This window comes from Streptomyces sp. NPDC043878, assembly GCF_056435735.1.
Genome location: NZ_JBWKDW010000015.1, coordinates 1 through 18060, shown reverse-complemented (window position 1 = coordinate 18060; position 18060 = coordinate 1). Strand labels below are relative to the sequence as shown.

The 18060-nt window shown below is 70.1% G+C and carries 15 protein-coding genes, 1 rRNA gene and 1 riboswitch; of the genes, 4 read left to right on the top strand and 12 right to left on the bottom strand.

Annotation, left to right across the window (positions count from 1 at the left end):
• The first annotated feature begins 768 nt into the window (after nucleotides 1–768).
• From AC07AZ_RS21270 to AC07AZ_RS21260, 3 genes are all read left to right on the top strand, one after another.
• Nucleotides 769–2721, top strand: coding sequence for an APC family permease (locus AC07AZ_RS21270; protein ID WP_478849967.1), 1953 nt, complete (start codon nucleotides 769–771; stop codon nucleotides 2719–2721).
• Between the two features lie 267 nt (nucleotides 2722–2988).
• A complete protein-coding gene (locus AC07AZ_RS21265) occupies nucleotides 2989–3387 on the top strand; it encodes a TOBE domain-containing protein (RefSeq protein WP_478849965.1) in 399 nt (132 codons plus the stop codon).
• A 133-nt stretch (nucleotides 3388–3520) separates the two neighbouring features.
• Nucleotides 3521–3940, top strand: a complete 420-nt coding sequence (locus AC07AZ_RS21260; RefSeq protein WP_478849963.1) for a TOBE domain-containing protein — start codon at nucleotides 3521–3523, stop codon at nucleotides 3938–3940.
• Between the two features lie 60 nt (nucleotides 3941–4000).
• On the opposite strand, the gene gcvP is transcribed toward AC07AZ_RS21260, so the two are convergent.
• Complete coding sequence (gene gcvP, locus AC07AZ_RS21255; RefSeq protein WP_478849961.1) at nucleotides 4001–6886, bottom strand: aminomethyl-transferring glycine dehydrogenase; 2886 nt, start codon at nucleotides 6884–6886, stop codon at nucleotides 4001–4003.
• Between the two features lie 178 nt (nucleotides 6887–7064).
• Nucleotides 7065–7159: riboswitch (glycine riboswitch) on the bottom strand.
• 114 nt (nucleotides 7160–7273) lie between these two features.
• Between gcvP and AC07AZ_RS21250 the strand changes: the two genes are divergently transcribed.
• On the top strand, nucleotides 7274–7645 hold the full coding sequence (locus AC07AZ_RS21250; RefSeq protein WP_478849959.1) for a PRC-barrel domain-containing protein: 372 nt from the start codon (nucleotides 7274–7276) through the stop codon (nucleotides 7643–7645).
• On the opposite strand, the gene AC07AZ_RS21245 is transcribed toward AC07AZ_RS21250, so the two are convergent.
• The 11 genes from AC07AZ_RS21245 to rrf form a co-directional block, all read right to left on the bottom strand.
• The gene (locus AC07AZ_RS21245; RefSeq protein ID WP_478849957.1) at nucleotides 7567–9069 is read right to left on the bottom strand and encodes a DNA polymerase IV; all 1503 of its coding nucleotides are present in this window, start codon (nucleotides 9067–9069) and stop codon (nucleotides 7567–7569) included. The genes AC07AZ_RS21250 and AC07AZ_RS21245 overlap by 79 nt on opposite strands.
• 86 nt (nucleotides 9070–9155) lie before the next feature.
• Nucleotides 9156–9800 (bottom strand): MerR family transcriptional regulator, encoded by a 645-nt coding sequence (locus AC07AZ_RS21240; protein WP_478849955.1) that lies wholly within the window; start codon nucleotides 9798–9800, stop codon nucleotides 9156–9158.
• Nucleotides 9801–10061: 261 nt separating this feature from the next.
• Entirely contained in the window at nucleotides 10062–10535 is a 474-nt protein-coding gene (locus AC07AZ_RS21235) for a bifunctional nuclease family protein (RefSeq protein WP_006144119.1), read from the bottom strand.
• Between the two features lie 83 nt (nucleotides 10536–10618).
• Nucleotides 10619–11356, bottom strand: a complete 738-nt coding sequence (gene ftsR, locus AC07AZ_RS21230; RefSeq protein WP_478849953.1) for a transcriptional regulator FtsR — start codon at nucleotides 11354–11356, stop codon at nucleotides 10619–10621.
• Between the two features lie 43 nt (nucleotides 11357–11399).
• Complete coding sequence (locus AC07AZ_RS21225) at nucleotides 11400–12359, bottom strand: FHA domain-containing protein (protein ID WP_478849951.1); 960 nt, start codon at nucleotides 12357–12359, stop codon at nucleotides 11400–11402.
• A 61-nt stretch (nucleotides 12360–12420) separates the two neighbouring features.
• Nucleotides 12421–13299 carry a DUF881 domain-containing protein gene (locus tag AC07AZ_RS21220; RefSeq protein ID WP_478849949.1) on the bottom strand — a complete coding sequence of 293 codons (879 nt, stop codon included), beginning with the start codon at nucleotides 13297–13299 and terminating at the stop codon, nucleotides 12421–12423.
• A 5-nt stretch (nucleotides 13300–13304) separates the two neighbouring features.
• Nucleotides 13305–13637, bottom strand: a complete 333-nt coding sequence (locus tag AC07AZ_RS21215) for a small basic family protein (RefSeq protein ID WP_006134295.1) — start codon at nucleotides 13635–13637, stop codon at nucleotides 13305–13307.
• Complete coding sequence (locus AC07AZ_RS21210) at nucleotides 13634–14470, bottom strand: DUF881 domain-containing protein (protein WP_478850317.1); 837 nt, start codon at nucleotides 14468–14470, stop codon at nucleotides 13634–13636. Before AC07AZ_RS21210 ends, AC07AZ_RS21215 begins: the two co-directional genes overlap by 4 nt.
• A gap of 167 nt (nucleotides 14471–14637) precedes the next feature.
• Entirely contained in the window at nucleotides 14638–17133 is a 2496-nt protein-coding gene (locus AC07AZ_RS21205) for a sugar phosphate nucleotidyltransferase (RefSeq protein ID WP_478849947.1), read from the bottom strand.
• 114 nt (nucleotides 17134–17247) lie between these two features.
• Nucleotides 17248–17856, bottom strand: a complete 609-nt coding sequence (gene clsA / locus AC07AZ_RS21200; protein WP_478849945.1) for a cardiolipin synthase ClsA — start codon at nucleotides 17854–17856, stop codon at nucleotides 17248–17250.
• Nucleotides 17857–17965: 109 nt separating this feature from the next.
• Nucleotides 17966–18060 (bottom strand): 5S ribosomal RNA (gene rrf / locus AC07AZ_RS21195); the annotation flags it as partial.

The window sequence follows — 18060 nt, the reverse complement described above, 5'->3', positions numbered from 1 at the left end:
CTTCGCTGTTGCCGCACCCTAGAGACAGCGCCCAAACGGTGGCAACCCCCTGTACGCGGGGAATCTGCGGCCAACGTGCGCGGAGCCCGGGGCCGTTGGCGCCGATGCGCTCCGCCGAGGGAGCGGACCGAGAGTTTCCGAGGGGTTCCGGAAGCACCGGACGCGCGCTGAGATGAGGGCGGAAGCCGACGATGAGGGAGTGCCGTACGCCGGTATGCGAGTCGGCGTCACCGGGCATCGGGCGAAACATTCGGGTGGATTGGCGAACGTTAGACCGCGCGTGGAGCGTGACACGAGAGCCGGAGACGTCCGAGGAGACGCGGTGACTCGGGCCGGGACAGCGCGGCGCGAGGGCGGGCGAGCCCGGGACACTCCCCCGGATCCGCCGACCCCCGCGTGGTTGTCGCACGGTCGTGTGAGGTGGTCGGCCCGTCGTGGCGAGCTCCCCTGACGGGCTGCCGCCGAGGTGGACCTACGGCACGTCGACGGTGTGCACGCGGGGAGGCCGCCCGCCCACGACGTGACGCTGTGTGTCCACAGCCGACCGGCGTACGCCCGCTTCGCGCCCCGGCCTCCGCCGCAGGTCCGCGGGCCCTCGGCTCGCATCGTGCCCGTCGCCACCTGCGGCACGGCCGGTCTTAACGCAAGCTTGACGCGGGCGGTCCTCCCATCCGTGGGCCCTCGCGTCACTCTCCGCTTACGCTGATCCCGCCGCCGTCCGCGGATGGCCGGAACCGCATGCCGAGCCGCACCCCAGGAGCCCGTCCGATGGCCACCACCGAGCACCCCCCGCCCAGTCGCCTGCGCTCCTGGATGCTGGAGGGCCTCTCCGACATGGGCAAGGGCGGCGGCCACCAGGGACCACACGCGCGGCCGGAACCCGTGCACCAGGGCCAGCGCTGGTGGCGCGTGATGTGTCTCACCGGCGTCGACTACTTCTCGACCCTCGGCTACCAGCCCGGCATCGCGGCCCTCGCGGCCGGACTCCTGTCGCCGGTCGCGACCATCGTGCTGGTGATCGTCACCCTCGCGGGCGCGCTGCCCGTGTACCGGCGGGTGGCCGAGGAGAGCCCGCGCGGCGAGGGCTCGATCGCGATGCTGGAGCGGCTGCTGTCCTTCTGGCAGGGCAAACTCTTCGTGCTCACCCTGCTCGGCTTCGCCGCCACCGACTTCCTGATCACCATCACCCTGTCCGCGGCCGACGCCTCGACCCACCTGGTCGAGAACCCGCACCTGAACAGCGCGCTGCACGACCGGCAGATGCTGATCACGCTGGTCCTCGTGGCGCTGCTCGGCGCCGTGTTCCTCAAGGGCTTCCTGGAGGCGATCGGCGTCGCGGTGGTCCTGGTGGGCATCTACCTGGCGCTCAACGTCGTCGTCGTGATCGTCGGCCTGTGGCATGTGGCCACCGCCGGCCACGTGATCACCGACTGGTCCACCGCCCTGACCGCCGAGCACGGCAACGTCTTCGCGATGATCGGCGTGGCGCTGCTGGTCTTCCCCAAACTGGCGCTCGGCCTCTCCGGGTTCGAGACCGGCGTCGCCGTCATGCCGAACGTCCGGGGCGACGCCGACGACACCGAGGAGCGGCCGACCGGCCGCATCCGGGACACGAAGAAGCTGCTCACCACGGCGGCCCTGATCATGAGCGTCTTCCTGATCGCCACCAGCTTCATCACCACCCTGCTGATCCCGGAGAAGGAGTTCGAGCCGGGCGGCCAGGCCAACGGCCGCGCGCTGGCCTTCCTCGCGCACGACTACCTCGGCGGCGCCTTCGGCACGGTCTACGACGTCTCGACGATCGCCATCCTGTGGTTCGCCGGCGCCTCCGCGATGGCCGGCCTGCTCAACCTGATGCCCCGCTACCTGCCCCGCTACGGCATGGCCCCGCACTGGGCACGCGCGGTGCGCCCCATGGTCATCGTCTTCACCCTGATCGCCTTCCTGGTCACCTGGATCTTCGACGCCGACGTCGACGCGCAGGGCGGTGCCTACGCCACCGGTGTGCTCGTGCTGATCAGCTCGGCGGCGATCGCGGTGACCATCGCCGCCCACAAGGCCGGCCAGCGCAACTGGACCATCGCCTTCGCGGTGATCTCGGCGGTGTTCCTCTACACCACGGTCGTCAACGTCATCGAACGCCCCGACGGTGTGAAGATCGGCGCCTGCTTCATCGCGGGCATCATCCTGGTCTCCCTGCTGTCCCGGCTGGCCCGCGCCTTCGAGCTGCGCGTGACCAGCGTGACGCTCGACCCCATGGCGGAACGTTTCATCCGGGACATGGCCAGCCGCAAGATACGGTTCATCGCCAACGAACCCCAGCAGCGCGACAAGGCCGAGTACCGCGACAAGATCGAGCAGATCAGGGCGGACAACGACGTCCCCGGCGAGGACTTCGTCTTCGTCGAGGTCACGGTCCTCGACCCGTCCGAGTTCGAGGCGAGCCTGACGGTACGCGGCGAGGTCCTCCACGACCGCTACCGCGTCCTGACCCTGGAGTCCTCCTCCATCCCCAACGCCCTCGCCGCGCTGCTCCTGCACGTCCGCGACTCGACCCGCTGCACCCCGCACATCTACTTCGAGTGGACCGAGGGCAACCCCTTCGCCAACTTCCTGCGCTTCTTCCTCTTCGGCCAGGGCGAGGTCGCCCCGGTCACCCGGGAGGTCCTGCGCGAGGCGGAGCCGGACCGCGACCGCCGCCCCCGGGTCCACACGGGCTGAGCGATCCACCGGACACGGCGACGCGGCGGGTCACCGTACGGACCCGCACGGGCACTGTCCGATACGGCGACACGCCCACGCACGCAGGCACTCGCCCATGGCAGCGCACCGCCCGGCACGGCAGCGCACCGCCCGGCACGGCAGCACGCCGCGACACCGCAGCACCCCACCGTCAGGAGGACCCCACCCGACAGGCGACGAACCGCGGTCGCCCACCCGCCGACCCCCTCCCGTCGGCGTCGCCCCGCTGCCCCTATCGTGATCGCCATGCAGTCCTACACGATCGGCCAGGCGGCGCGGCTGCTCGGCGTGAGCCCGGACACCGCCCGCCGCTGGGCGGACGCGGGCCGGGTGGCGACCCGGCGCGACGAGAGCGGGCGGCGCGTCATCGAGGGCCAGGACCTGGCCGCGTTCTCGGTGGAGCTGGCCAGGACCGGAGGCGGTGAGGAGGAGGCCCTCTCCCACACCTCCGTGCGCAACGCCTTCCCCGGGATCGTCACCGCGATCAAGCTCGGCGACGTGGCGGCCCAGGTCGAGATCCAGGCCGGGCCGCACCGCCTGGTCTCCCTGCTGACCCGGGAGGCCGTGGAGGAGATGGGCCTGGAGGTCGGCATGGAGGCCACCGCCCGCGTGAAGTCGACGAACGTGCACATCGACCGCGTCTGAGCGCGGCGCCCGGTCCCCCGTAGGGCGACGCGGCCCGCACGTACCGGGCACGCGGCGCCTGCGCGACTACGGTGGGAACCTTCCCAGGACGTCCCCCCACGGGCATCCCCCCACCGTCAGCGAGGCGCACTCCATGAGCCTGAGCATCCGCAACCAGCTCCCCGGCACGGTCACCGTCATCACCCCCGGCGAGGTCATGGCCACGGTCGGGGTCAGTCTGGCCGGCGGCCAGAACCTCACCGCGGCGGTCACCCGGGAGGCCGTCGAGGAACTCGGGCTCGCCCCCGGCTCGGCCGTACGGGCCCTGGTGAAGTCGACGGAGGTCTCGCTCGCCACCGGCCGGGTCGAGGGCCTCTCGATCCGCAACCGGCTGCCCGGCACGGTGCGGGACATCGCCACCGGCGGGGCCATGGCCTCGGTGAAGGTCACGGTCGAGGGCGGCGAACTGACCGCCGCGATCACCGCGGACGCCGTCGCCGAGCTGGGCCTGACCGCCGGGACGCCCGTGGTCGCCCTGATCAAGTCGACCGAGCTCTCCCTCGCGACCGGGTGAGGCACGAAGGGCTCCGCCCGGGCCGCTGTGGCCCGGGCGGAGCCCTTCACCTACGGGATCTCAGTCCTCGTACGCGTCCAGCGGCGGGCAGGAGCAGACCAGGTTGCGGTCGCCGAAGGCCTGGTCGATCCGGCGCACCGGCGGCCAGTACTTGTCCGCGGCCGAGACGCCGGCCGGGAACACGGCCTCCGCACGCGTGTACACGTGCTCCCAGTCGCCGCCCAGCGCGGCGGCGGTGTGCGGGGCGTTGCGCAGCGGGTTGTCCTCCGCCGACCACTCCCCCGCGCCGACCTTTTCGATCTCCGCACGGATGGCGATCATCGCCTCGCAGAACCGGTCGATCTCGATCAGGTCCTCGGACTCGGTCGGCTCGATCATGAGCGTCCCGGCCACCGGGAACGACATCGTCGGCGCGTGGAAACCGTAGTCGATCAGCCGCTTGGCCACGTCGTCGACGCTGACGCCGGTCGCCTTGGTCAGCGGGCGCAGGTCGATGATGCACTCGTGCGCGACCAGACCGCCGGGACCGGTGTAGAGCACCGGGTAGTGCGGTTCCAGCCGCTTGGCGATGTAGTTGGCACTGAGCACGGCCACCTGCGTGGCCCGCTTCAGCCCCTCGCCGCCCATGAGCCGGACGTACGCCCACGAGATCGGCAGGATGCCCGCCGAGCCCCACGGGGCGGCGGAGATCGGGCCGACACCGGTCTCCGGGCCGGCGGCCGGCTGGAGCGGGTGGTTGGGCAGGTACGGCGCCAGGTGGGAGCGCACCCCGACCGGGCCGACGCCCGGACCGCCGCCGCCGTGCGGGATGCAGAACGTCTTGTGCAGGTTGAGGTGCGAGACGTCACCACCGAAGTGCCCCGGCTTGGCCAGCCCCACCAGCGCGTTGAGGTTGGCGCCGTCGACGTAGACCTGCCCGCCCGCCTCGTGCACCTGGGCGCAGATGTCGGCGACGTGCTCCTCGAACACGCCGTGCGTCGACGGATAGGTGATCATCAGCACCGACAGCTCGTCGCGGTACTGCTCGATCTTCGCCCGCAGATCCGCCACGTCGATCTCGCCGTCCTCGGCGGTCCTCACGACGACGACCTTCATACCGGCCATCACGGCGCTCGCGGCGTTCGTGCCGTGCGCGGAGGACGGGATGAGGCAGACGGTGCGCTGCTCGTCGCCGTTGGCGCGGTGGTATCCGCGTACGGCGAGCAGCCCGGCCAGCTCGCCCTGCGAGCCGGCGTTGGGCTGGAGCGACACGTTGTCGTAGCCGGTGACCTCGGCGAGCCGCTGCTCCAGCTCACGGATGAGGGTCAGGTAGCCCTCCGCCTGCTCGACCGGCGCGAACGGGTGCAGCTGGCCGAACTCGGGCCAGGTGACGGGCTCCATCTCGGTGGTCGCGTTGAGCTTCATGGTGCAGGAGCCCAGCGGGATCATGCCGCGGTCGAGCGCGTAGTCCCGGTCGGCGAGCCGGCGCAGGTAGCGGAGCATCGCCGTCTCGGAACGGTGCTCGTGGAAGACGGGGTGGGTGAGGTAGTCGTCGGTGCGCAGCAGCGCGTCCGGCAGGACGTCCCCCGTCGCCGCGTCCAGCGCCTCGATGTCGCCGTCGACCCCGAACGCGCTCCACACCGCGCCGACCTGGGCCCGCGCGGTGGTCTCGTCGCAGGTGACCGACACGTGGTCGGCGTCCACGAGGTGCAGGTTGACGCCGTGGTCGCGGGCGGCGGAGACGACCTGCGCGGCGCGGCCCGGCACCCGGGCGGTGACGGTGTCGAAGTAGTTGCCGTGCACGAGCTCGACCCCGCCGGCCTCCAGGCCCGCGGCGAGGATCGCAGCGTAGCGGTGCGTGCGCCGCGCGATGCCCCTGAGTCCCTCGGGTCCGTGGTAGACGGCGTACATGCCGGCCATCACGGCGAGCAGCACCTGGGCGGTGCAGATGTTGCTCGTGGCCTTCTCGCGGCGGATGTGCTGCTCACGCGTCTGCAGGGCGAGCCGATAGGCCTTGTGCCCGTCGGCGTCGACGGAGACGCCCACGAGCCGGCCGGGCAGGCTGCGCGCGAAGCTCTCGCGCACCGCCATGTAGCCGGCGTGCGGCCCGCCGAAGCCCATCGGCACACCGAAGCGCTGCGTGGTGCCGACCGCGATGTCCGCGCCGAGCTCACCGGGCGACCTCAGCAGGGTGAGGGCGAGCAGGTCGGCCGCCACGGTGACGAGCGCGCCGAGCTCGTGCGCCTGGTCGATGACCGGCTTGATGTCCCGTACGGCGCCGGAGGCGCCCGGGTACTGCAGCAGCACACCGTTGATCTCACGCTCGGCGATCCCGGCCGGGATGCCCTCGCTCAGGTCGGCGACGACCACCTCGACGCCGGCCGGTTCGGCACGGGTCTGGATCACGGCGATGGTCTGGGGCAGGGCGTCCGCGTCGACCAGGAACAGGCCCTTCTTGTTGCGGCCCATGCGCCGGGACAGCGCCACCGCCTCGGCGGCCGCGGTGCCCTCGTCGAGCAGCGAGGCGCCGGAGGTGGGCAGCCCGGTCAGCTCGGCGACCATGGTCTGGAAGTTCAGCAGGGCCTCGAGCCGCCCCTGGGAGATCTCCGGCTGGTAGGGCGTGTAGGCCGTGTACCAGGCCGGGTTCTCCATGACGTTGCGCAGGATCACCGGCGGCGTGAAGGTCCCGTGGTACCCGAGCCCGATCATCGGGGCCAGGACCTGGTTGCGATCGGCCAGCGCACGCAGCTCCGCCAGCACCTCGGCCTCGGTCCGGGCACCCGGCAGGTCCAGCGCGTCGGCGTTCTTGATCACATCCGGGACCGCGGCGGCCGTGAGCTCGTCGAGGGAGCCGTAGCCGACCTGGGCGAGCATCTTGGCGCGGGCCTCGTGGTCGGGGCCGATGTGGCGCTGCTCGAAGGGGATTCCCTGTTCGAGCTCGGAGAGCGGAATACGATGGGCGGTCATTGCGGAGGCCTCCTGGTCTGACGCGACCTTCGAGGGGTACCCCGGCGCGGGTACCCCGACGGCCTCCCCCTCTGTCATCTCGACCTGAGAGCTTCACCGGGGCGCCCGAGGGCACTCCCGGCTTTCACCGTCGGTGAGAACGGAAGCCGTCGGCCTCCGCCCTGCTTTCCAGAGTGACCTCGTCCGTGCGGTACGTGGGCCTGAGAGATTCCGGGGAGGATTTGCTCCTTCGGCGCCTCCATGGTCTCTGGAGGACTCTCCCGCACGGGGTCAGCAGCCGCCTGCCAGCCTACCAGCGAGGTCAACGCCCGAACTTTCGAGTGGCCCCCTCGTTGAAAGTGCTCTTTCGTAGTGCTTACGGATGAGTTGCGACCACATGGAGGGACCGTGCAGACCGACATCGATCCGCGCCACCTGATCGGCCGCAAGGCGTTCGACCGCGACGGGACCAAGATCGGCACGATCGACGAGGTGTACCTCGACGACGCGACCGGCGTCCCGGAGTGGGCAGCCATACGGACCGGCCTGTTCAGCAGGGACGCGTTCGTGCCCCTGGAGCCCAGCAGGCTGATCGAGGGCACCCTGCACGTCCCCTTCGAACGCGCCCTGATCAAGGACGCCCCCGACTTCGGCGTCGGGCGCCACCTCTCGCCGGAACAGGAACTCCAGCTCTACCACCACTACGGCCTGGACGTGGCCGCGCCTCCGGCGTTCCCCGACCGCGACTTCGGCAAGCTCGCGGGCTCCGACGACTCCTGAGACACCTCGGCCCCCGGCCCGCCGGGTCTTCGCGACCCGACCGCCGGCCCGACCGGCGCGGCCGGCACAGGCCGTGCTGACGCGGCAGGCGGCACGGACCGCACGAGCGGCAGCGGGTCCGCCGGCTCCAGCTCCGGGTCGTCGGTCCGGAAGGTCCGCACCCGCCCGGGCTCCGAGTCGGGCGTCTCGAACCGCACGGTGACCCGCCCCAGTCCGCTGCCCTGCACCCATCCGTGTCCGTACCCGGCGTGCCGTACGTCGTGGCCCGCGGGCCACCGTCGTTCAGCCGGCGCCCGCTCCTCCTCGGCCGGCCGGTCCTCGCCCTCCTCCGCCGGATCGTCCGTCAGCGCTCCCGCCGCCTGCGCGAACAGGTCCTCCTGCGTGTAGTCGGCGAGCCCGGAGACCCCCACGCCCAGCAGCCGGACCCCGCCCGTGGTGTCCACCGAGTCCAGCAGCCGGGCCGCCGCCTCCCGGACGACCGCCGGGTCGTCGGTGGGCCCGCGCAGGGTCTCCGACCGGGTCAAGGTGGAGAAGTCGTACCGGCGCACCTTCAGCACGATCGTCCGCCCCGACAGCCCTGCCTCCCGCAGCCGCCGCACGCAGCGGTCCGCCAGCCGCCGCACCTCAAGGCCCACCCGGGTCCGGTCGTGGATGTCCACGTCGTAGGTGTCCTCCACGGACACCGACTTCGTCTCCCGCTCGGCCACCACCGGCCGCTCGTCGTGCGCCAGCGCCATGGCGTACAACGCGTGCCCGTGGGACCTGCCCAGCAGACGCACGAGTTCGTCCTCACCCGCCTCGGCGATCTCGGCGACCGTGGTGATCCCGGCCCGCCGCAGGTGATCACCCGTCGCGGGACCGACCCCCGGCAGCGTCCGCACCGGCAGCGGGCCCAGCAGGGACCGCTCGGTGCCCGGCTCGATCACCACCAGCCCGTCCGGCTTGGCCTGCTCGGAGGCGATCTTCGCGAGCATCTTGCAGGCCGCGAGCCCCACCGATCCGGTGAGCCCGGTGAAGGCCCGTATGTCCGCGCGCAGCCGCACCCCCACCAGCCGCGCCGACGCCTCGTCCCAGGCCGCTCCCCCGGCTTCCAGGTCCACGAACGCCTCGTCCAGGCTGAGCGGCTCCACCAGCGGCGACAGGGCGCGCAGGAGCCCCATCACCTGCTCGCTGATCAACCGGTAGAACCCGAACCGCGGCACGAGGTAGGCGGCGTTCGGGGCGAGCCGCCGCGCCTGGGCCATGGGCATCGCCGAATGGACACCGAACACCCGCGCCTCGTACGACGCGGTCGCCACCACCCCGCGCGGCCCCAGCCCGCCGACCACGACGGCCTTCCCGCGCAGGCTCGGCTTGGACGCCTGCTCCGCCGAGGCGAAGAAGGCATCCATGTCGAGATGCAGGATCGTGGGCGTGGTTCTCACAACTCCGATGCTGCCCTACGCCACTGACAATGCCGACTCACCAGGGTCCCGGGGAGCGTGACGCGGCCCGAACGAGCGGGGCGCGGTCAGACGGCCCGGTTGCGCCGCCGCGCCAACTCGTCCGCCGGGTTGTGTCCCAGCAGGGTCTCGCCGGTGTCGACCCGCTCGCCGTGCAGCTGGGAGAGAGCGCTGTCCACATCCCGCCACACCACGCCGACCGCGATACCGAACACGCCCTGTCCGCCCTGGAGCAGCGCGTGCACCTCGTCGGGCGAGGTGCACTCGTAGACCGAGGCGCCGTCGCTCATCAGGGTCATGCGCTCCAGGTCGCTGAAGCCCCGCTCCCTGAGGTGCTGGACCGCGGTGCGGATGTTCTGCAGGGACACCCCGGTGTCGAGAAAGCGCTTGACGACCTTCAGGACCACGACGTCCCGGAAGCTGTACAGCCGCTGTGTCCCCGACCCGTGTGCGGGCCGCACGCTCGGCTCGACGAGCCCGGTGCGCGCCCAGTAGTCCAGTTGCCGGTAGGTGATACCGGCGGCCGCGCAGGCCGTCGGGCCCCGGTAGCCGATCTCCTCGGACGCCATGGACGTCGCCCCTCCGCTGCTCGGCACCGCCGCCGGTCGCTGCGGAGCGTGATCGGCCGCGCTGCTGTGAAGCGGGTACGGACCGCTCGCTCCGAGACTGCGTCCGGGAGCACCCCCAGCCGTACCGTCGCCGCTGCTTCTCACGCCGACCTCCGTCCTTGACCTGCCTTCTCGACGGTAGGCAGTCACCAGGGGTGCGTCAACGATCGCCACACTCGGCACGCCGAGTGATAATCACCCTAGGAGTGGTTTCCCGCACCCCGCCGCGGGGAAAGGCTAGCCGAATGTGCCCGAAGCGGGCCGCAGGACGCTCTCACGCGCCGCTGGCAAATGCCGGCATTTGAGGCGATGTCCACCACGGCCCGAGCCGTGCACCGGTCCGTCTCGAACAGCCCGCCGCCGCACTCACTGGCTGCTGGTACCGAAGTCCTCGGGGGAGATCTGGTCGAGGAACTCGCGGAACTTCTCCACTTCGTCCTCCTGTTCGTCGGGGATGGCGATACCGGCGTCGTCGAGCACGCCGTCGCTCCCGTAGATCGGGGTACCCGTGCGCAGGGCCAGCGCTATGGCGTCCGACGGGCGCGCGCTCACCTCCACACCGCTCGCGAAGACCAGCTCCGCGTAGAAGACGCCGTCACGCAGGTCCGTGATGCGTACTTCCGTGAGCTCCTGGCCGACGGCCTCCAGCACGTCCTTGAACAGGTCGTGGGTCAGCGGTCGCGCGGGGGCCATGCCCTGCTGGGCGAAGGCGATGGCCGTCGCCTCCCCCGGTCCGATCCAGATGGGGAGGTAGCGGTCGCCTCCCACTTCACGCAGGAGCACGATCGGTTGGTTGGAGGGCATTTCGACCCGGACACCTACGACATCGAGCTCGTTCACACAGCAACCCTAGGCCGTGCCCGGGACGTTTGGGTAGTCGGGCCCGGAACGGGCGGTCGATCGGGCCTCCGCGCACCGCCCCGTCAGGGCAGCCGCACGCCGAGCGCGGTCTGGACCAGCGCCGAGTGGAGCTTCACCGCGAGTCCCGCCAGTTCCCGGGTGCGGGCCTCCGCGTGCACCCGGGTCTGCGGATTGCGATGACGCCGCAGTGGAGCCACCACCTGGTCCACGAGACCGGCCTCACGGTCCGCGGCGGCCTTCATCACCCGCAGGTGCCGCGGCTCGATCCCGAACCGGCCCAGCTCGGCGACCAGCGACGCCACCGTCACCGTCTCGGCGTCGTAGGTTCCGTCCGGCAGCGCTGCGATGAGTCCGTACGACTCCCACTCCTCGAGGTCCCGCTCCTCGATCCCGGCGGCGGCCAGCAGCTCGGCCCGCCCGATCCGGGCCGCGGTCGGCACGTCGGCCGGCTCCGGGACGGCCTCACCGTCCCGCTGACGGCCCACGGTCGGCAGCGGTACCGCTTCGCCGCGCCCCATCGCGTCCAGGTGCTCACGGATGACCTTGAGCGGCAGGTAGTGGTCTCGCTGCATGCGCAGTACGTGGCCGAGGCGTTCGACGTCCCCGGCGCTGAACTTGCGGTACCCCGACGGGGTCCGCCGCGGCTCGATGAGCCCCTCGGACTCCAGGAAACGGATCTTGGAGATGGTCACTTCGGGGAACTCGTCGCGCAGCACGTTCAGCACCGTGCCGATGCTCATCAGCCCGCTGTCCGCGGCGGCGGCGCCGTGCCCGGCACCGCCGCTCGGTGTTTGCAGCATGGACCTTCCCTGGGGATCCCCCCGGACGGAGCCCGGGAGAGGGTCAGTAGCCCCGCTGGCTCGCGTAGAACACCAGCCGGTACTTGCCGATCTGCACCTCGTCCCCGTTGGACAGAGCGACCTGGTCGATCCGTTCACGGTTGACGTAGGTGCCGTTCAGACTGCCCACGTCGGCCACCGTGAACGAACCGTCCGGACTGCGGCGGAACTCCACGTGCCGGCGGGAGACCGTCACGTCGTCCAGGAAGATGTCGCTCTGCGGGTGACGGCCGGCCGTGGTCAGCTCACCGTCCAGCAGGAAGCGGCTGCCCGAGTTGGGGCCGCGGCGCACCACCAGGAGCGCCGACCCGAGGGGCAGCGCGTCCACGGCGGCCTGGGCCTCCGGGGAGAGCATCGGCATCTGGGTCTGTCCGGTGACCTCCGCGTCGTACGCCTCGAGGCCCGAGATGGAGATCGTGGACGTGGTCTCCGAAGGACGCTCCGGAACCGCGCCGGCCCGCAGCGGCGCGCCGCAGTTGGAACAGAACCGGCTGTTCTCCGCGTTGCGGTTACCGCACCTCGTACACACCAGGGCCGACATCGACGGATCCTCCTGCCGCGGCTGCCCCGACGGGGCGTTGGACGCGTACGGGTCGGCGGAAAACCCTCCACCCGTACCTGAGGTTGACGGTTGCCCGAAACCTATGCCGCCGGACTGAGCAGGGTCAACAGACGGCGCGCCCGGGCCTCCGGAGACGTCGCCGCCCTGACCGGAGAGCTGATCCCGGAACAGCGGGCGCTGTCCCTCCGCGTCAGGCTGTGCGCGGTGACGAGCGGTCGCGTTGTCGCTGCCCTCTCGCGCGCTCTTGCCGAACAACTTCGCAAACAACTTCACGGGCGATTCCCCTTGACCGAAACAGACCCGCCCGTGGGGCAGGACGAACCCTGATTGAACACACCGGTCGACCCGGACATCCTCACAACGTCCGTATCCACCAGACAGTTTCCACCACGCACCACCCATTCGGTGCGCCGACCCCCCGCAACCTCTTGCCCTCGCCGGTTGACCCCCATGCACCCGCGGTTCACCGGGAGGACGACCGAGCGTAGTCAGGCCGCTTCGCAGCTCGCAAGGCGTCCACCACGATGTCGTCCGACCGCACGACGCTCACCGTGGCCTGCTCCTTCTCAAGAGTCTGCACCACGCCTCCAGGGATGTTCAGCGCCGGCTCCAGGTCCTGCGGCTTGCCGATGACCTTGAAACGATACGGGGCGTTGATCTTGTTCCCGTCCACGCTGACGCCGTTGTCGGAGTCCGTCAGGTAGGTGCCGGCGACCACCCGCACGCTGTTCACCTGAATCGCCTCGGCACCCGCCGCGCGCAGTTCCTGGATCGCGTCGAGCAACATGTCGGCCTGGACCGTTCCCTTCGGGTCGGAGATGGTCATCGTGATGCCGGGACCCTGCGCGGCCACGGTGCCTGCCAGGATGCCGAGCTGCCTCTCCTTCTCGACCGTCTGCTTGCGGGCCTCCTCGGCCTGGTCCGAGCTGTTCTCCAGCTCGTCCCGCTGCTTCTCCAGTCCCTGCTTCTCGTCTGCAAGACGCTGAGTGCGGTCGTCCAGTTCATCGAGGATGCGCACCAGATCTTCCTGGCGTGCGCCGCGCAGGGCACTGTCGCTGTCACTGTTCGACGCCACCTGTACGGCCAGACCGAAGCCGAGACCGAACAGCAGCACCGCGACGATGAGTTGGGCCCTGGTGACCCGCGGCGGCCACAGTCCGTCCGCCAGCCGCTGCCGGCCGGTGAGCTGGGGCTCCGGCTCCGGCTCCGGCTCGGGCGCGTCCCCCTCCGCGGCCACAGGGCCGGTCGCCGGGACCTCCTCGGGCAGTTCCCGGCGCAGCCGGTTCCCGGACGTCCCGGAGGTCCCGGCCGTGGTGTCGTTCTCGTTGCCGTTGTCGCTCATCGCCGTCACGCCCGGAACACGTGCCGGCGGATCGCCGCGGCGTTGGAGAAGATCCGGATTCCGAGGACAACGACCACGCCGGTCGACAGCTGCGCTCCGACGCCCAGCTTGTCGCCCAGGAACACGATCAGCGCGGCCACGACCACGTTGGACAGGAACGACACGACGAAGACCTTGTCGTCGAAGATGCCGTCGAGCATGGCCCGCAGTCCGCCGAACACGGCGTCGAGCGCGGCCACGACGGCGATGGGGAGATACGGCTCGACGACCGCCGGAACCTCGGGCCGGACCAACAGGCCGGCCACCACTCCCACGATGAGGCCCAGTACGGCGATCACGATGTGCCCTTCTCAATTCTCGGCTGCGCGGTACGTACGATCACACTCGGTGCGGCGGGCAGCCGGAGGTCGCTCTCCACCGAGATGCCGGTCCGGATGCCGTAGTTCTCCTGCAGGGCATGCAGATACAGTCCGTCGGCGCTGTTCTGGAACCTGTTGCTCAGCTTTTTCCCGTCCCCCACGGCGAGGACCGTGTACGGCGGTACGAGCGGCTTGTTGTCGACCAGTATCGCCTCCCCCGCGGCCCTGACCGCGGACAGGGCCGTCAGCCGCTGCCCGTTGATCGACACGGCCTCGGCGCCCGACTCCCACAGTCCGTTGACGACGCGCTGCATGTCACGGTCGCGTACCCGTCCGGTGTCGGAGAACCCGGAGGTCTCGCGCGGGTCGCCGTCGCCGCCCGTCGTGGCTTCCTTGGCGTCGTCCACCACGAGTTTCACCCCGGGACCGCGCACTTCCGTGGCGCCCGAGAGGATGCCGACCAGTGACGTTCGGTCAGTGCCCCCGGTCTGCCTGAGCGCCTCGCGCTGCCGCGCGCTCACGGTGTCGCGCAGGGTGTCGACGGTCTTCTCGAGCTTGTCCGCCGCCTCGGTCTCACGGTCGATGCGGTCGATCAGCTCCTCGCGCTCCTTGGCGACGACGGGAGCGGCGACCCGGGCCTGGGCGGCGCCCACGGTCACCACCAGTGCCGCGAGCACCAGGCCGGCGGCCAGACCGAGCTTCGCGCTCAAGGTCTTCGGCAGGCCGCCGACGCCGTCGGCCTTCTTCCGGGCGGCGGCTTCGGCGTACCCGTCGTCGAGGCTGTGGTCCATGACGTTGGTGAGCAGCGACATGGAGGCGTCCGGGCGCGCGGAACGCGCGGGTGTGCTCCGAACGGGGGGCTGCTGCGGCATGCCGCACATCGTCGCACGTTGCGACCGGTACCTCCGAATGGCCCCACCGGCGTGCCGGACAGGCCCCCTTGGGGACACTTGTCCGGCACGCGCGGGTGATCCGTGTTTCAGCGGCCGGCGCTGTCCACGACTGCCGCCCACTCGTCCAGCAGGGCCTGCGCGGAGGCGTCGTCCGGCCCCTCCGCCCACAGGTGCGTGACCGCTTCCGCGGGGTCGGGCAGCACCATCACCCAACGGCCGTCGGTCTCCACCACCCGCACACCGTCGGTCGTGTCGACGAAGCGGTCTCCGGCCGCTTCCACGACCCGCCTCATCACCAGGCCCTTGACGGCCCACGGGGTCGCCAGGTCCCTCTTGAGGACGTGCGCCCGCGGGATGCGGGCGTCGATCTGGCTGAGCGTGAGCTGCGTCCGGGCCACCAGCCCGATCAGCCGTACGAATGCCGCCGTACCGTCGAAGACGCTGCTGAACTCCGGGATGATGAAGCCACCCTTGCCGTCACCACCGAAGATCGTGGACTCGTCACGGCCGACCCGGGTGAGATCGTCGGGTGAGGTCGTCGTCCACTCCACCTGCGTCCCGTGGTACGCCGCCACCTGCTCGGCGATCCTCGTGGTGGTCACCGGCAGCGCCACCCGCCCACTGCGCCGCTCCGCCGCCACCAGGTCGAGCATGACGAGCAGCGCGCGGTCGTCCTCGACGATCCGGCCCTTCTCGTCGACCAGCGACAGCCGTTCGCCGACGGGGTCGAACCGCACACCGAACGCGGCCCGCGCGGACGCCACGATCTCCCCGAGCCGTACCAGTCCCGACCGACGCGCGTCGGTCGTCTCGGTGGGCCGGGACTCGTCCAGACCGGGATTGATGGTCAGGGAGTCGACGCCGAGCTTGCCGAGCAGACTGGGCAGGACGAGACCGGCGCTGCCGTTCGAGGCGTCGACGACGACCTTCAGCCCCGACTCGGAGATCCCGGTGATGTCGACATTGCGCAACAGCGACCCGGTGTACGAGTCGAAGACACTCGCCGGGAAGTGCAGGTCCCCGATCTCGCCCGGGAAGGCACGCCGGTACTCCTGGCGCGCGAAGACCCGGTCCAGCTTGCGCTGGCTGGCCTGCGACAGGTCGGCGCCCTGACTGTCGAAGAACATGATGTCGACCGAGTCCGGCACACCCGGAGTCGTACGGATCATGATTCCGCCGGCACTGCCGCGAGCGGTCTGCTGCCTGGCGACGGGCAGCGGTACGTTCTCCAGGTCCCGTACGTCGATGGCGCTGGCCTGCAACGCCGAGATGACCGCGCGCTTCAGCGCTCGGGCACCGCGGGAGTGGTCGCGGGCCGTGGTGACGGTGGAGCCCTTCTTGAGCGTCGTCGCGTAGGCACCGGCGAGACGCACCGCCAGCTCCGGCGTGATCTCCACGTTCAGGATGCCGGAGACTCCGCGCGCGCCGAAGAGGTGCGCCTGTCCCCGGGACTCCCAGATGACCGACGTGTTCACGAACGCGCCGGCCTCGATCGTCTTGAACGGGTAGACCCGTACGTTGCCCTGCACGATCGATTCTTCACCGATCAGGCATTCGTCACCGATGACCGCGCCGTCCTCGATGCGGGCCGCACGCATGATGTCGGTGTTCTTACCGACCACACATCCGCGCAGGTTGCTGTGCTGCCCGACGTACACGTTGTCGTGCAGGACCACCTTGTGCAGGAACGCGCCGCTCTTCACGACGACGTTGGAACCCACGACGGTGTGCTCACGGATTTCGGCACCAGCCTCGACCTTGGCGTAGTCCCCGATGTAGAGGGGCCCGCGGAGCACGGCGTCGGGGTGCACCTCGGCACCCTCGGCCACCCAGACGCCCGGAGAGATCTCGAATCCGTCGATCTCGACGTCGACCTTGCCCTCCAGGACGTCGGCCTGTGCCTTGACGTAGCTCTCGTGGGTGCCGACGTCCTCCCAGTAGCCTTCCGCGATATAGCCGAAGACCGGCTTGCCCTCCTTCATCAGCTGCGGAAAGACGTCACCGGACCAGTCGACGGGGACGTCGGCCTCGACGTAGTCGAAGACCTCGGGCTCCATCACGTAGATGCCGGTGTTCACGGTGTCCGAGAACACCTGGCCCCAGGTCGGCTTCTCGAGGAAGCGCTCGACCTTGCCCTCTTCGTCGACAATGGTGATGCCGAATTCCAGCGGATTGGGCACACGCGTCAGGCAGACCGTGACGAGCGCGCCCTTTTCCTTGTGGAAGTTGATGAGTTCGGTGAGGTCGAAGTCCGTCAGGGCATCGCCGGAGATGACGAGGAAGGCATCGTCCTTCAACGCCTGCTCTGCGTTCTTGACGCTTCCGGCGGTACCGAGTGGCTTCTCCTCGTTGGCATAGGTGAGCTCCATACCGAGCTCCTCGCCGTCACCGAAGTAGTTCTTGACCAGCGAGGCCAGGAACTGGACGGTGACGACGGTCTCATTGAGCCCATGCCTTTTGAGCAGCCGCAGAACGTGCTCCATGATCGGCCGGTTGGCCACCGGCAGGAGCGGCTTGGGCATGCTCGAGGTCATGGGACGAAGGCGTGTGCCTTCGCCTCCGGCCATCACGACGGCCTTCATGTCGGAAGCGTCCTCCTCTAGAGACGACGGTCTAGCCGACTGCACCCGTCCCTATTGTCCCGCACTTTTCCGCGGCGGGCCATCGAGCCCTCACGGGCGTATCGACGGGCGGGGTCAATCGGCCATGGTGTCCGCACGGAGCAGCCGGCGGACCTGTACTACGTAGAGGACTCCTGCCCACCAGTACAGGGTTGTACCCCATCCGGCGAACGCCCATCCGAAAATAGCACCCAGCGACGAGAGCCACCCGCTTCCGTCACTGAGGAGGAGCAGCGGGAAGGCGTACATCAGGTTGAAGGTGGCGGCCTTGCCCAGGAAGTTCACCTGTGGGGGCGGATAGCCGTGGCGTCGGAGGATGCCCACCATCACCAGCAGGACGAGCTCCCGCGCGAGAAGTGCAGCGGTCAACCAGATGGGCAGAATCTCGCGCCAGGTCAGACCGACCAGGGTGGAAAGAATGTAAAGCCGGTCGGCCGCGGGGTCGAGGAGCCGGCCGAGGCTGCTGATCTGGTTCCAGCGGCGCGCGAGCTTGCCGTCCAGGTAGTCGCTGATGCCGCTCAGCATCAGTACCAGCAGCGCCCAGGTGTCACTCTTGGGGCCACCGAACTCGGGCCTGAGGATCAGCCACAGGAAGAGCGGCACACCGAGGAGCCGCGCCATGCTGAGGATATTGGGGATGGTGAGCACCCGGTCTGTCTGGACGCGGGTCTCCTGGACCTCCACCCGGGGGCCTCCTGTGGGAAATGTGCCGACGATGCCCCCTGACCCTACCTCAACGCAAAAAAGCTCTGGTTCCTGGGCTGCATGCCCAAGAACCAGAGCTCTAAAAGGAGTTCGGCGGTGTCCTACTCTCCCACAGGGTCCCCCCTGCAGTACCATCGGCGCTGTAAGGCTTAGCTTCCGGGTTCGGAATGTAACCGGGCGTTT